The following is a 15,173-nucleotide window of genomic DNA, read 5'->3' on the forward strand; positions in this document are numbered from 1 at the left end:
ATTTAAGACGATTGATCATGATAAAGATTTTTAAAACAAACGTTACACATGCCACAGACGGAAACCACTTGTTGGAAAATGTTCTGCAGCAGAAATATCCGCATTTTAAAATTAATTTTGATTTGGAAGATTGTGATAATATCTTAAGAATTGACGGTGCCGATTTTGATTCAAACGAATTACTTGCTTTAATGGATACCAACGGTTTTTTGTGCGAAGAATTACATTAACATAAAAACACACCCATGTTTAAAGATTACGCAGTTTGGTTTAAAAATAAAATCAAAAATAATTTAACCTACAACTTACGGCAGGTTTGCTACATTGTTAGCATTTGGGTTTTTGTTACCTTGTTTTTTATTTACATAAAATTCAACGATATTCCCGAAAATTATTTAAACGAAATCTACAAGATAAAGCAAGGCATCACCAAAAACTGGATGTATCAAACCGCACTGTTCATAGGCTTGGGTTTTGGCGTGGTTTTAGGTTTTTTACACATTTTTGTGTATCCGTATATAGAACGCACGCAAAAATTTTGGTTTAATATTTTTATACGAATTGCCGTTTTCTGCATACTTTCTCACATAGTTTATTTTACACTGTTAACAACCTACGGTTATTCTATGAACACCAAACTTATTCTTTTGGGTTTTAACGATTCCGGAACGATAAACATTTTAGTGTATGCTTTTGTAACCGAAACTTTAGTGGGATTATTGATGCTTTTACGACGTAATCTGGGAAGAAAATATTTCATAAATACCATTAAAAATACGTACAGACACCCAAAAGAAGAAAACCGCGTTTTTATGTTTTTAGATTTGGAAGATTCAACGGTTATCGCCAAAAAAATTGGACATTTGAATTTTAGCAGATTTATCCAAGATTGTTTTTGGGATTTATCGGATATCACACTGAAATATGGTGCTGAAATTTATCAGTTTGTAGGCGATGAAGCTGTAATAACCTGGAAAGTTTCTAAAAATTTCGATTATGAAAAATGTATTGCGCTTTATTTTTGCTACAAAGGACTGTTAGAAAGTAAAAGTGATTTTTACATGCAGAAATACCAGACAAAACCAAACTTTCGCTGTGCTGTTCACAGCGGAAAAGTATCTGTAGTTTTGGTTGGCGATTATAAAAGAGAAATTGCCTATTACGGAAACGTACTAAATTTAGGATCACGCCTGCAGAAAAACTGTAAAGAACACGATGCCGAAATTTTAATTTCTGAGGATTTTTCAGAAAATCTAAAAGATCAATGGTACGGTTTAACACCAATAACTTTACATCATTTAAAGGGTATCAATGATATACAAACCGCTTATAAAGTGAGCGAAGAAAACAAGAAGTATTATTTTTATTTATAGTTAAAATCCAGAAACTACATTGCTAATTCAGAATGTGCTGAGTATTTCGAGAGAAATTTATTAAAGCGTAGTTAGGTAATTCAAAAGCAAAGTGAAGAAACGTTATATCTCCTTTTGCGTGCACTCAACTACATTGTCCTTAACATATTTAATATCAATTCGATCGATAATTATTTCGATGGATCCGTTATCTATAGATTATGAAAATACACTATGTATCACTGATGAAATATTTTCTAACTTTAATTAAATAATAACATTTTAACAATGACATTAGAACAAGCTTTGCAAATTGTGCATAATAATCAACATTTAAAGGGAATGGACCTTAATGGAGTATTAATAGATGATTTGTTAATACTTCCAACTGATCAGGAATTGCGGGATGTCTATATGGGTATATATATTCGCACATTAAGCGCTGTCAATGTAATAAATAGTTTGCAGATTAGTATTGATGTTGATGTAATTGTAATTTTTAATAAAGCTATGATCTATAGTAGAGGCATGATTCTTGAACGAACCATTGATAGTTTGCCTGATAATTTTAATGTTAAATTGTAATTGCAAAAATTATTAAAAACCTTTTCGCCACTACCTGTTTGTATGTGAGTTATTAAATTGTAAGTACAAGTGAGGTGTTTTCTGTATTAATCTGTAGCAAGACTATTTTCTTTTTTAAGATGCGCCCATCTATTATTCTATAATTTTTTAGAACATTTCCATACTTATCTGTTTGTATGTTGGTGTGAGACATTTTAATAATTTCAACTTCCAACTCCAGTAAGTCATCTTTGATTTCTTCCTCAGGAAAGAGTTCACTGGTTGTACTTGCTCATAATTATTATAATGTATATGGATTTTAAGCTAGAATTGCAAGTTTAATACAGATGTTTAACGACTCTTTATTACTTTGAAAATCAATTTTACAATAAACAGAAAAAGAGGTTGCAGTACGAAACTTACAACCTCTTAATAACCAAAAAAAACACTTATGAGGTACAAAGATAGTTATTTTTATATGCACGCATATTTTTTTTAGTTTTATTTTACAATTTTCCGATTTAAAGTCTAGACATCATTCCTATTATATTTTGAATAAAAAGGTTTATGCCTAATACTAGCGTGTTATAAAGAACAGCATAAAATCTTTACACAATTTATTTTTTATGTCGTACCATGAATAATCAACTTTAACTTCATGACCTGTACCATAGCTTAAAATTCCTTTTCGATTAAAATAATGGTCTGTACCTGCTTTAGAAGTAAAGTCGATCTTTACGTTACTTTTAGCATGGTATTTTATCTTTTGTAACTCGTTAAAAAAAGTCTCTATCGAAACATTTAATTCTTTTAAAGTAAATATAGTATGAAGTTCATCGTCTATTTTCTTTATCTGAAATATAAATTGTGAATTCATATCTAAAATATTTTATCCTAAAATACAACTTTATTTTTGTAATTTAATGAAAATAAATAAATTTTTTGCAACAATAAAATGTTTGCGCTTCCTTTATTTAAATCAGTTGATCACAAGAAGATGCCAACTGAGCTTTTTGCCGTTCAAAACTCTTTTAACAATAGAATTTAAAGTCATAATCAAATTTTTAGTTAATCTCAGAATTCCTGATTTTTCGTCAAGTTATCAGTTTGTGTTATCGGTTACCTTGAAGTCTCTGTTTCTGAACAACAATTTACAGTTGCACTTTTTTAAAGATAAGGGGAAACTATATAATTTGCCTCAAACAGTAGAAGCAGGGGAAGAAATGAGTATACTAGCTTTTGTTTACATTTACTTACTGGATTTATAGAATGTGTATGGTGTTATCTATTCAGTTGTTAGCAAGTAGCGGCCATCTTTTTTGATTGAATTTATAATTTCTATAGTTACATTATCAATTTAATAGCCACTACAATTATTTTTTATTTTTGACGATGTTACCGTAAAATTAAAAGTCTTTAACGAATAGAGAATAATATAAGCGGTATCGTTTCTGGTTCCATCAAACCAGCTTACATTTTCCAGTTGTGCTTTATTATCTTTTGTTATGTGTACATTAATTCCTAAACGATTTTCATTGCCCAAGTTTTGCTGAATAACAATCTTACCTTTGGTTAATATTCCACGTGCTATTAAATTATCTCCATCATCATTTTCAAATTCAAAAACGGTAGGTTCGGGTGGTGTAAAGCAGTTTTCTGCCTCACAGTTGAAAAGGCTAGTGGCAATAGGATTGATGTAAAGATTATAAGTGTTTTGTTTATTTTTTGTACTTTTTTTTCGCTGTAAATCGAAGGTTATATATTGAGTAAAATATTTTCTACTTTGCAGATATTCCAAGTCTACCGAATTATTTCTTCTATTATTAGTTTGAACTTAGAAACCTTTTTACATACGTTAAAGGAAACATAAAAGTTTTTTTAGACCAAAAGAGGCTGAAAGTAAAAACTCGCCACCTCTTTATAACCAAAAATACTTATGAAATAAAATGCAGAATCTTTAGGTTGTGGTACTAACTATTTTTAGCTTTATTGTATTAAAACTCTTTTATCAAGGTCATATCAATACTATGGGCCAGATTGCTCTCTACCTTATATGTGTGGGCATAATCCATCCAATTTTTAACAGTTCCCAATACTCCGTTAATAATACCTTCAGGGTTTCTTATATTGTTTAGCTTGGCAATTTCCAAAAGATCTTCTTTTACGAAACCTTTTCTTTTTCCATTGATACTAAGGTTATGCTGGCTTACCCATTCACTATCTGGTCGGTAGGCGTGGCAAATATCATATGCTGGTGATAATTTCCATTTGCCATCTGGTTCCATAAGGAAAGCAAAGTTTTTTGTGTGGTCGTCACAGTTTCTGGCGAAAACATTAAACACCATACGTCTGTACATCTGCTCTGCTTCAGGATAGGTAAGTTTCAACTGCCGCATGGTTTGGAACAACTGCTCATAGCTATAGCTACTAATCTTATTGAAATCATAATGCTGTATAGCGCAGAAAGTCTGCATATGCAATTTTTCATTTCCGTTTCTACGATCAAATCTTTTGGTCATAAAGTGTGCTCTACTGTCTTCCTCAATTAGGCGGCTTTCGGTCATTTCAATTCCGGCATCGATAGCCATTTTATAATAAGCCATTTCTACTCTTCCATATCCATAAGTAGCACCAAACTGTGTGTCATTTACCCCGTCAAATTTGATAAGCCAGTGTTCATAGCCTTGATCATGTAAGGTTTGTCCTGAGCGGATCATGCCTGTATCTTCATTGTAGGCTATGATCGCTTTTGGTCTTGCTCCACCTGCAGAGGTTCCCATTTTCAAGACGTCAAGCAGTACATCCTGCATGTCATTGTTCGTATGGGCTTCAAATTGTTCCCTGCTCTCCAATAGTTTCATAGTCGTTTCTATCAAACTGGATAGTTCCAAAGATTGTGTATTGGATTTTGTAGTTAGAGTAGATGGTTCAAATTCTAATGCTCCCATACCTCGGTTACCAATAAAGCAGAGTAGTTCTACCGGATTTAAAGAGTTTTCTGGGCGACCATTACGAGCAAGCCAAATGTTAATAAGCTCATTACCGTACCGGTCTGGCAATGCATCAGCAAGTAATCCGGGCAGTCCTTTAAAGGTTGGTGTATCCCTAAGTTCTGGGAATGAAAAAATCTGTGTACTCAAAGGCATGCGTACAGGAGCTATATTAAGTTTACCCGTTATAAACTTCTTTTCATATTCAAAGAATCCCAGTTTCTGGTTTTCATCCCAGGCTACAGCACCAATACGTTCACCCCATAGTTTTATAAAAGCAGTTTTTACCATCCTACACTATCTTTGTCATTTTCTTTATTATTGCGAGAAGCTCTTTTACGTTTTTTCTCGTCTTCTTTTGCCAGCTTAATCGGACTAATTTGCTCTATAACCTTAAACTGTTCAAACACATAAAGCGTATCTAGTACTCTTAGTACTTTAAGCAGATTAGATAGAGCTGTGTTTTCACCGCGTTCCAGCAAGCTGAGGGTAGAACGGCTTATTGCTGCTTTTTCTGCTACCTCATCCTGTGTCAGATTTTTTTCTATGCGTTTTACTTTTATAAATTCGCCAATTTCTTTTAATATTGCTGCATCACTCATAGATGAAATGTATGATAAATCATTCATAAAACAGGCTATTATTAGTTAATGAGTAAAATCTCATACAAATATACAAAAATAATTAAAAAATATATTTTGTATGAAATTTCATTCACTAATCATTAAATGGGTTGTTTATGTATTAAATTTCATACAATTTTAGAAACTGAAACAAAATGTGAATATTTAAGACTTGTATTTGTGAAAAATAAAGAGTACCTTCGTTAACACAATAACACATGTGTTATTGTGTTAACAGGTATTTACTGTGTTTTATAATCTATAATCTAGTGCTTCAGGATAAAAAACACCCCACTTTTCAGAATATTTTTTATACTTAATATTATAGTCTAGATAAAAATCAATCTGTTTGCCTAGTTCTAGGAAACTCTTGAAATCCTCGGTACTGTACCCGGACTTTTCTAAATAAAGTCCTATTGCTTGATGATAGGGGTAGGTAAAATGCATCTTTAATAAATATTCGAATAGCTTTTTAGTATCTAATTTTCCTTTTGCTTTTTTAAAAGCTTCCATAATTACACTAGTACCTCCTGCATAAAAAGGGCGCACAACACAATCAATTAAGGTTCTTTCAAGATCAGTGACAAGATAGTGCGTCCTAAATACAGTTACACCGATTTTATTCTGAAACTGACCATTAATCACATGAATTTTATTCTTTTTAAAGTTCTTATCTGCAACAGAAACTCTGGGTGCTTTAGAGAAAGATGTATCTACATCTTCTTGCTTCAACACTTTGCTAATATTGTTACTTGGGGTATTTCTTTCTTTGTTCAAATAGATTTCCAAAGGTAGCGATTCCACTAATCCATTAATGTACAATGCGCTTTGGTAACTAAAAACGGACATCCTGTTAATAGTGGAAGAAACATCAAAAATGTCTATATCGGTATTCCTTAAAATGTATAAAGTAAAATCTCCTTCTTTGATTTTTTTTAAAAATTCGTTGATTAAGTACCTTTCAATATCATCACTGGAGCGAGACTTTAATCCGTGGTTAGATTTAATTTTACCCATCATTTCAATGAACTCTTTTCTGTTAAGAATTTTAAATACTTCTTTTGATATAAAAAACTCAAATAAATCATGATAATAATCTAAACTTCTCATAGTTCCTTTTCGAATAATCCTGATCGGTAATTTATAATTAAAATAGTATCTAAATGTACGAGTAATATTTAGATATCAGATACTATTTCACTTACTATATATCTACAGCTCTTTTTGCAAGGTTTTTAAGAGAATTTCTCTCTTCTTCGGTCAGTAAGACAAAACGTTCACTCTCTTTTTTCTTGCTGACACCCACGCCCTTATATGGATTTAAGAACGTTATGTTTTTACTCGTCTTAATATTTTCCTGAATATAAGTATTTAGTTTTCTTTCAAGCTCATTCACTTTATCTCTGAAATCCAAATGGTTTTCTTCTATATATTCTCCAAATGTTGAATACAGAACTCTGTAATCATATTTTGTAGGATGTACTATTTTAGTTCGCATTTGAGAATGAATTTTGTTATGCGAAAAATGATTGCCTATACGAGAGATGATCGGATTGCAGCCTGCTCTGTTATCGCCAACTTTACCAACATAAAGTGTTTTTATATTCGTTTCTTTGCATGTGGCAATAATTACGTAAACAGCCCACTCACGTCTTGTAGTATGTGAAGGAATTTCAAATTCGAATATTTCCATAGTGTTAAGTTTGTTTTTAAAGCGATGTATTAAATAGTTTTAGTTACCTTCTGTATTTCCTCCAACATCCCAACCAACTTCCCTTTCTCATTACTCTCATTAGTTCCGAACCGTAAAATAGGGAAGTGGTACTTATTAAGTATTTCATCCTTCATTCTATCCCGTTTACTTTGAGTACTCCCTTCTTTATGAAATTCAAAACCGTCCACTTCAATACCCAATACCGGGACTTTCCCAAGCTTGTTGTAAATAATAAAGTCTAAATGTGTCAATGGGTTCTTGGCGTATTTAATTTCTGGTTCAGTAAGTTTGCTAAAATCTCTGATCAGGTTGCGAATAGGGAAGTGCATCAGCACATCATACTTCAAGTACGGTTCCGTATTTAATACCTCTTTAATCAATCCATACATCAGGTTCTCACTGTCGTATTCCGACACTTTACCCGATTTCTTAATGCTTTTAGCCCGCTGCTTCTCATAACCTTTGTACAGTAAATCAAAGACCGAGTTTACTTCACTTTCAATAACCGAGAAGTTGTTGTATTCTATATACTGTATCAGATCGGCAATGTTTCCGTCGTTTCCGCTTTCGTTTCCGTTAACTACTAAAATCAGCTGTTCCTGTGCACGTGATACCGCAACGTTCAATCTGTTGGGGTTGTCAGTAAATTCCGAAATTTCATTGTCAACGGTCGATAGTATAATCACCTCGTTCTCCCTGCCTTGAAACTTGTCAACCGTATCTGCTTTTACGGTACTTCCTCTAAAAGCATGTTGCAGGGCATTCGTCTGGTTGCGGTAGGGTGTAACAATTCCCAAATCAGTATCGGTAAGCTGTTCTTTTTCTATGATTTCGTCCCTTATAACATCTATTTGTCGTTGGTTTATCAGCTGTCGTGCATGGTTACCAGCTGTGGTTTTATATACCATAAGCGGTTGTCGGTTATTGGTATATTCAGATAGTGTAATCAGCTGGTTATCGTAAAATTTCTGATTGCAAAATTCAATAATCTTAGGGTGGCAGCGGTAGTGTTCCCTTAACAACGTTTTGGGTATCTCAGGAAACAATTCCAGTAAAGCCGATAACAGGCTGTTACTTGAATAACGGTAAGCTTCCTTCAGTTTGTAGGTGCTAAAGATAACGTCTGTTCTAAATTTCAAATCATCGGTAACTACATTGGGCAGCTGTTTTATATCGCCTACAATTACTGCACGTTTAGCACATGATAATGCCAGAGCTCCCGTTGCCAGATCAACCTGCGATGCTTCGTCTATAATGACATAATCATAAAGGATTTCTTTATCGAGACACCGTTTTAACGAGTAGGTGGTACTCATGATTACCGGATAATCCGTAATAAATTGGTTCGATCTATAATAAAGATCGGGTAGGGAGTAAGTCTCTCGTTTTTTATTGAAAAAGTTCTCGTACAGTGATGCCTTAAATAGCTTCATCGTTGCATCGGTATACTCTTTCATTTTTGTGTCGAATGAAAAATGTTCTAATGATGCTTCTAACGATGCAATACTTTTTTCCAGTTCCGATATTTTAGCAGGATAATACTTCAATTGCAAACTCAAAATCATCTCGTCATAAGAATTCACATAAAACGATGAATCTTTGACGCCGTACTTTGTTCGGTAAATCAGTTTCTTTATAAAACCAATCGACTTTTGTTTTTCAACCAGTTTTTCAATCGATAGCCAAAACCGCAGTACACTGTGGGCTTTCAAGTTTCTTCTAAGACCTACTTCTTTTATAATTTCACTTTTGTAGCTGTCCTTAAAGTGGCGGTATTCTGTTTTTGTATTCTCAATTTCAAGTCGGTGTTGTGCCAGCCGGTTCTTTTTATCCAGATTTTCTGCAAGGGCAGTTACAAGCTCTTCGGTTTTTAAACGCAGCTTTTCTTTTTCTTCACTACTTAGTTTAACGGTAGATAAGTCGGGTAATGCTTTTTGCGATTCTATAAAAGCTTGCTTGTTTTCATTACTCCCCAACACCGCAGCCATAAACTCCAAACCTGCTTTCTCTAGTTTTTCATAAACATTCTTAACGGCAGAATTGTTGCTCGATACCACCGCTACGCTTTGTCCGTTCATAACGGCATTGGCTATAATGTTCAGTATGGTTTGTGTTTTACCTGTGCCGGGCGGACCTTCAATCACGCTTAAATTGTTGTTGAAAGCACTATCAACGGCTTTTAGCTGACTTAAATTAAATCCGAAAGGGAAGATAACATTTTGTGTGTTGTTGGTTCGTTTTTTAGACAAGCTACCGTTTAAAAAATCCGATAGCACGCATTCTTTTGGAACGGTAGTTATACCCTCATAACTTTTTGCAAGGGTGTTCTGGCTTTCGTTACCAATTATCCCAGCAGTATCGGCAACGTTTTTCAAATAGTTAAATACATCAAAAGCATTTTTGTTACTAATACCGGTTTTTATAATTTGTGCCCTGTTTTTGCTGTAAGCAAACTCTTTAGAACTTCCATTAAAAACAACAACCAGTTTATCGCCTTGCTCGTAGTATCGGGCTATGCGGTCTGTTTCGTCTTTGTTGTCTATGTAGATCAGTTCTCTTTTTATGGGCATGGTTTTTTAAAGAAATTTGATTTTTATTAAAAAAATTAAATAGCAATATAAAATAAAATTCGAGGATATAATTTTAGCATCATTTATTTACAGTTTTTTTAATTATGTCAAATTTACAAAAGACAATCTATTAAAAGAGTTTACTAATATTAAATTTAAAAAAAACTCAACTATATAACAACTAATATTGATAAAGTAGATTTACAAATAATTAATTCATTAATTTACTATATTTACGACTTTTAGAAATTGAGATTTACCAAATTTTAAAAATTAAAATAAATCGTTGAGCACTACACTCACTATCAATATTAAGACCACGTTATGACTAGTATTAAGGATGTTTTTGAAAATAAATTAAAAATTGATTCTAAAACGGTTTCAATAGATTCGCTGTTCAACAATAAAGATAAATTAAAAAACACTAATTATAAACCTTTCTATCAAAGAAACTACGTATGGGATGATGAAAAAGCCACTTACTTTATTGAAAGTATTTTGTTAGGAACAGAAATTCCGCCTTTAATTTATTTTAGAAATATATCAAAAGTAGAAATTATTGACGGGAGGCAAAGGTATCAAACAATTCTTAGATTTATCAACAATGATTTTAAGCTAAAAAGAAGTGGTTTGAAAAAACTTTCCAACAAAGATTTTATAGGGAAGAGTTTTGAATCTCTTGATAAAAAATATACAGATTTAATATGGGAAACTAAACTTAGAGTCATTGAATTTAGCTTTAATACTAAGGATGGTATAACGGAGGTTATTGAGGATAGTGTAAAAAAAGAGATTTTTAAAAGATACAATTCGGGAATTACTCCATTAAAAACAAATGAAATAGACAAAGCAGAGTTTCTTTATGATGACTTAAATCAATACTTGAAAAATGAAATTATCAGCGATAAAAGAATTTTTGAAGTTTTACGTTATTTATTTCATTTTGAAAAGTTTAACGAAGAGGTCTTATTGAAAAAGATCAGAGAATTATTAGTAATAGATTATATTCCTATTAAGTATTACTCTGTAAAAAAAAGTAATGTTATAAATCAGTTCTACGAATATCTATACGACAATATTGAAAATATAGATTTAGAAGATTTACGAAATGTTTTTATTACAAAAATTAATATACTTGAAAATATTTATAAAAACATTAAAAATCAAGAAGAATATAATAGATTGATTTCTGAATGTGTTTTTTGGGCATTGTCTATTTTTTACAAAGAAAATAACCACTTAAATATTCCTAAAAATGATATAGTTAAGATTTCAAATTATATTGATAGAAATATAGATAGTTATAAGATGGACAGAAGTTCATTCGCTATACATATAAAAAATCGCTATGAGAATATCTCCAAGATTTTCCATATGTTGTATGGAATTAATTTCAATGTTTATTTAAAAGACTCTATTGATTTCAATGATCAATTAAATAGTATAAATATTACTCAAGATAATACAGAAGTAATAAGCTTTGAAGATTTAAGAATAAATAAGCCTGAACCTTCCTCAATATCCATTGATGATATTATCAGGTCCATGAAAAGGCAGAAATTTATAATTAGACCACAATACCAAAGAAATGAGGTCATTGACAAGAAAAAAGCTTCATCTATTATTGAAAGTATATTATTAGGTATAAAAATACCTCCAATATTTGTTTACAAAAATGACGGTGTATCTGAAGTAATTGATGGTCAACAACGTCTTCTGACAATTTTAGGCTTTTTAGGTGAAGATTTTATCAATACTGAGAACGAGTTTGAATCAACAAAAAAAGACTATTACTCGTTAAATTTGAAAAATGGTATACTTTCAGGTCTAAATTCAAGTAAGTTTGACGATTTATCCGAAGAATATCAAGAAAAGATTAAAAATTATGATCTATGGGTTGTTGAAATTGATTCTAAATATAATGAGAAATTTGATCCAGTTGACTTATTTATTAGATTGAATTATAAACCATATCCAATTAAAATTGATTCATTTGAAATGTGGAATTCGTACATTTCAAGGGACCTAATTGATACTATCAAAGATGTGTATAACAATAATAAGGATTGGTTTTATTTCAGAAAAACTACTACTCGGATGGAAAACGAAAACATCCTTACTGCTCTGATTTATCTGCAGTATCAATTTACGAATTCAAATGATGCTTCTAAATCATATGAGGCACTAGATTACTATAAGGTTGGGAATAAAATTAATTTTAGATTAAGGTCAAAGCCTGATTTAACAAGAGTATTAGAGCATGAGCCCAAGAGATTGGTATATATGTCTAATATCTTTGAAGCAGTTTTTATTAAAAAATTAAAGTTATTAATAACTCATGTAGGACAAAAGAATTTAGCGCTGAGTTTAGATTATTTGTTATGTGTAGATAATGGAAGAAGAACTCAACAATCCCTTTACGCTTTATGGTATTTCGTCAATGAAATTAATATAACTAATGTGATTTCTAATGGAATAAACATAGTTACGGATATTAGAAGCCTGTTTAATCAAATGAATAATGTTAAAAGCACCGAAGAATTTAATGCCTCTGTAAAAGAATTTAAATTAAAACACAGTGTTCGAACAACTGAGGGCTTTATTCGGAAGATAAAATTAGAGAGTATACTTAACATTAATAAGGGTATTGATAAAGACTTAATATTTCCTATTTTAAAAACAGAAAAAGGTACAGAATTTTTAAAAGATTGTAAAAGTTTTGAAAATATTATTAAGATTGAAAAAAGTAAAATATTAGGAGAAGATGAAGATCTAAAAGGATTGAAAAAAATATTTGAAGTGGAAAAAATTGCTTTAAATCACTTAAAATCTCTAGAAAATTATGATTTATTCTGGGATAAAGAAAATCGTTATATTAATGAAGATTTTTTTATTTTAAGTTTTAAAAGAGGTGGTTTTTCTTACGAATATTTGTATTTGTTTTTATCATCGAAGGCGCTTTTTAATCTTAATGACTTCACAAACAAGAAACTGAATAAGACACAACTTTCAGAAATTGAATTACCTATTTTAAGTGCTGATTATCAGATATTTTTCAAAAACTTTTATAAATTAATTATAAATGAAAGTAATTCAAGTATAAAGACCTATTTCATCAATGTCATAAATAATATTGTTAAGTTCTTTTTGTTAAGTGAGACTTACGAAATTGAAAGTATTAACATATTAAATATTTTAGATATATTAAATAGGGAGTTTGAAAATAATCGAAGCTCAGAGGATATATATATAAAGATTTCCAGTAATGATTCTCAAATTTCTAGTTTTATTCTTAGAATGAATTACCTTTTGACTAATGATGAAAAGAATAACTAAAATACAAATAGAAAACTGTCGAGCATACCATAATCAATATTTTATAGAACTTTCTAAAGGAGAAAATTTATTGATATATGGAGAGAATGGATCTGGAAAATCATCTTTATTTAAATCATTTCATTATTTTTTTAAAAATTCTATTAAAACAGAAAAATTTGAAAAAAACTTATTTAATAAAGCAAATGATGGAAAAATAGAATTAACTTTTTCCAATCTTGATACTCAAAGTAGACAAATTTTAAATTCCGATGTGTACAAGTTCTCTAATATTGGTTCCAATAATAACGTTTCGTTTATAAAGGAATCTTCGTTGCTTAATGGGTTTCTTGATTATACAGATTTATTAAAGATTTATCTTAAGTCAGAGCCAAATCCGAACTTGTTTGATTTAATAATAGGAAATTTATTAAAAGACTTTATTCCTGTCCAGATAGGTGTGTCTTCAAGTATAGGAGATCAACATAGATTCCTTATAAAGAATCTTATTACTGATGCACGAACAAGGAACAGCCGATGTCATAAATTAGGTAAAAGTAAAATAGCTGAGTTTGATGGAAATCTAAGAGTTGTTTTAAATTCTATTTTTGTTTTAGTAAATAGATATTTAAAAGATTTTTTTAATCTAAAGGATATCTCCGTTGATTATACTCTAAAGCCAATAGTATTCAATTATCCAAATACTTATAAATCAAGTTGGTTTCTTGAAACTGATTTGAGACTGAAAGTTTTAAAAAATGGTCAGGAATTAGGTAATGAATATAAAGATTACTTAAATGAAGCAAGACTTTCTTCTTTTGCAGTTTGCCTCTATTTAGCATCTTTAAAATTGTTTCCAACGCAAATAGCGTATAAGTTAATTTATTTAGATGATATTTTTATTGGTTTAGATACTTCCAACAGAATTCCTATAATAAATATCTTAAGCAAAGATTTTAATGATTATCAAATTTTCATATCAACATATGATAAGAATTTTTTTGAAGTATGTAATCATATTTTATCTAAAGGAAAAAAAGATAGTCAATGGAAAGCCATTGAAATATACGTTGGAGATTTTCAGGTAGATGATTTAAATATTATCGACATACCTGTTGTAATATCAAATAAAAATGATTTATCTAAAGCGAGGTTTCACTTATATAACAATGAGAGACCTGATTATCCAGCATCTGCCAATTACTTTCGAAAATATTTAGAAAATAAATTAACTGAAATTTTTCCACTAGAGATTTTCAGAGATTGCAATTTTGAACTTATTGATTCGTACAAATTGTCTAAAATATTTTCTCTTTGTCGTGATTTTCTTGAAAACTTGGATTTAGATATAATTGAATTTGAAGAGCTAAACTCTTATTTGTTTATACTTTTGCATCCTTTATCTCATTATAACACCTCCATCCATACTTACAAGAGGGATTTAAAGGAAATTGACAATAAAATAAAGTGTCTTTTTGAAGATAATACTAAGCTAGCATTTTTAAAAGATATAAAGTATTGTGCAATTAATACAACAGTTCAAGTGGAATTTTACATAAATCAATATAATGTTTGGTATTTCGAATTTTACATCAAAAAACCATTATATTATAATCTTTTGAATAGAAAGTTTTCAAAGGGTGAAGTGATCTGTACTAAATATTACGGTATTAAGAATAAGGCTGATCAACCTGAAAAAAAATTAAATATAAGTAACTCCAAAATACGGTACAATTCAATAGAAGAATCTTATGATAAAATAACAAGTGAAAGAATAGCTCAAAAATATCGATTCTTTCAAAGACCTTCCTGTATTTTTAATAAAGTTAGAATTTTTGATGGTGCGACTTGGTTAAACTTGTAAATAGAAAAGCCGTACTGAAAATATACTAAGAGCCCCTTTACCAGTGGAAACGTAATCGATAAAGCACAGAATAACGTTCTTGTACCTAAGATTCTTCTTAATTTTTTATATTAGTGCTTATAGCTGATGTATAAAAAATATTTTAAAAAAAAACCAAGCATAGAATATGCTTGGTTTTTTA

General features: G+C 30.6%; 12 protein-coding genes. 5 read left to right on the forward strand and 7 right to left on the reverse strand.

From position 1 onward, the window contains the following. The first annotated feature begins 17 nt into the window (after window positions 1-17). The 3 genes from BM253_RS10580 (at window position 18) to BM253_RS10590 (ending at window position 1,937) form a co-directional block, all read left to right on the forward strand. Window positions 18-230: a hypothetical protein gene (locus tag BM253_RS10580; protein ID WP_091523596.1), complete on the forward strand. Its 213-nt coding sequence runs from the start codon at window positions 18-20 to the stop codon at window positions 228-230. A gap of 15 nt (window positions 231-245) precedes the next feature. Next, window positions 246-1,373 carry an adenylate/guanylate cyclase domain-containing protein gene (locus BM253_RS10585; protein WP_091523600.1) on the forward strand — a complete coding sequence of 376 codons (1,128 nt, stop codon included), beginning with the start codon at window positions 246-248 and terminating at the stop codon, window positions 1,371-1,373. A 267-nt stretch (window positions 1,374-1,640) separates the two neighbouring features. After that, on the forward strand, window positions 1,641-1,937 hold the full coding sequence (locus BM253_RS10590; RefSeq protein ID WP_091523603.1) for a hypothetical protein: 297 nt from the start codon (window positions 1,641-1,643) through the stop codon (window positions 1,935-1,937). A 556-nt stretch (window positions 1,938-2,493) separates the two neighbouring features. On the opposite strand, the gene BM253_RS10595 is transcribed toward BM253_RS10590, so the two are convergent. The 7 genes from BM253_RS10595 to BM253_RS10630 form a co-directional block, all read right to left on the reverse strand. Then, window positions 2,494-2,793, reverse strand: a complete 300-nt coding sequence (locus tag BM253_RS10595) for a hypothetical protein (RefSeq protein ID WP_091523607.1) — start codon at window positions 2,791-2,793, stop codon at window positions 2,494-2,496. Between the two features lie 480 nt (window positions 2,794-3,273). Beyond that, entirely contained in the window at window positions 3,274-3,714 is a 441-nt protein-coding gene (locus tag BM253_RS10605; RefSeq protein ID WP_091523615.1) for a hypothetical protein, read from the reverse strand. A 196-nt stretch (window positions 3,715-3,910) separates the two neighbouring features. Then, complete coding sequence (locus tag BM253_RS10610; RefSeq protein WP_091523618.1) at window positions 3,911-5,197, reverse strand: type II toxin-antitoxin system HipA family toxin; 1,287 nt, start codon at window positions 5,195-5,197, stop codon at window positions 3,911-3,913. Then, window positions 5,191-5,535 carry a helix-turn-helix domain-containing protein gene (locus tag BM253_RS10615; RefSeq protein ID WP_091523622.1) on the reverse strand — a complete coding sequence of 115 codons (345 nt, stop codon included), beginning with the start codon at window positions 5,533-5,535 and terminating at the stop codon, window positions 5,191-5,193. The genes BM253_RS10610 and BM253_RS10615 overlap by 7 nt, the downstream gene beginning before the upstream one ends. A 246-nt stretch (window positions 5,536-5,781) precedes the next feature. Further along, window positions 5,782-6,639, reverse strand: a complete 858-nt coding sequence (locus BM253_RS10620; protein WP_091523625.1) for a type IV toxin-antitoxin system AbiEi family antitoxin domain-containing protein — start codon at window positions 6,637-6,639, stop codon at window positions 5,782-5,784. Window positions 6,640-6,733: 94 nt separating this feature from the next. Further along, window positions 6,734-7,222 (reverse strand): hypothetical protein, encoded by a 489-nt coding sequence (locus tag BM253_RS10625; RefSeq protein WP_091523628.1) that lies wholly within the window; start codon window positions 7,220-7,222, stop codon window positions 6,734-6,736. Window positions 7,223-7,251: 29 nt separating this feature from the next. Next, the gene (locus BM253_RS10630) at window positions 7,252-9,813 is read right to left on the reverse strand and encodes an AAA domain-containing protein (protein ID WP_091523632.1); all 2,562 of its coding nucleotides are present in this window, start codon (window positions 9,811-9,813) and stop codon (window positions 7,252-7,254) included. Window positions 9,814-10,137: 324 nt separating this feature from the next. Between BM253_RS10630 and BM253_RS10635 the strand changes: the two genes are divergently transcribed. Then, window positions 10,138-13,149, forward strand: coding sequence for a DUF262 domain-containing protein (locus BM253_RS10635; protein WP_091523636.1), 3,012 nt, complete (start codon window positions 10,138-10,140; stop codon window positions 13,147-13,149). Next, the gene (locus tag BM253_RS10640; protein WP_091523639.1) at window positions 13,130-14,992 is read left to right on the forward strand and encodes an AAA family ATPase; all 1,863 of its coding nucleotides are present in this window, start codon (window positions 13,130-13,132) and stop codon (window positions 14,990-14,992) included. The genes BM253_RS10635 and BM253_RS10640 overlap by 20 nt, the downstream gene beginning before the upstream one ends. The last annotated feature ends 181 nt before the right edge of the window (window positions 14,993-15,173 follow it).

It is taken from the genome of Paenimyroides ummariense (assembly GCF_900115115.1).
GTDB lineage: Bacteria > Bacteroidota > Bacteroidia > Flavobacteriales > Flavobacteriaceae > Flavobacterium > Flavobacterium ummariense.

What these genes read in the sequence shown, in the direction of transcription:
- BM253_RS10580 (WP_091523596.1), top strand. Translation starts at nt 18, where the DNA reads ATGATAAAGATTTTTAAAACAAACGTTACACATGCCACAGACGGAAAC.
- BM253_RS10585 (WP_091523600.1), top strand. Translation starts at nt 246, where the DNA reads ATGTTTAAAGATTACGCAGTTTGGTTTAAAAATAAAATCAAAAATAAT.
- BM253_RS10590 (WP_091523603.1), top strand. Translation starts at nt 1,641, where the DNA reads ATGACATTAGAACAAGCTTTGCAAATTGTGCATAATAATCAACATTTA.
- BM253_RS10595 (WP_091523607.1), bottom strand. Translation starts at nt 2,793, where the DNA reads ATGAATTCACAATTTATATTTCAGATAAAGAAAATAGACGATGAACTT.
- BM253_RS10610 (WP_091523618.1), bottom strand. Translation starts at nt 5,197, where the DNA reads ATGGTAAAAACTGCTTTTATAAAACTATGGGGTGAACGTATTGGTGCT.
- BM253_RS10615 (WP_091523622.1), bottom strand. Translation starts at nt 5,535, where the DNA reads ATGAATGATTTATCATACATTTCATCTATGAGTGATGCAGCAATATTA.
- BM253_RS10620 (WP_091523625.1), bottom strand. Translation starts at nt 6,639, where the DNA reads ATGAGAAGTTTAGATTATTATCATGATTTATTTGAGTTTTTTATATCA.
- BM253_RS10625 (WP_091523628.1), bottom strand. Translation starts at nt 7,222, where the DNA reads ATGGAAATATTCGAATTTGAAATTCCTTCACATACTACAAGACGTGAG.
- BM253_RS10630 (WP_091523632.1), bottom strand. Translation starts at nt 9,813, where the DNA reads ATGCCCATAAAAAGAGAACTGATCTACATAGACAACAAAGACGAAACA.
- BM253_RS10635 (WP_091523636.1), top strand. Translation starts at nt 10,138, where the DNA reads ATGACTAGTATTAAGGATGTTTTTGAAAATAAATTAAAAATTGATTCT.
- BM253_RS10640 (WP_091523639.1), top strand. Translation starts at nt 13,130, where the DNA reads ATGATGAAAAGAATAACTAAAATACAAATAGAAAACTGTCGAGCATAC.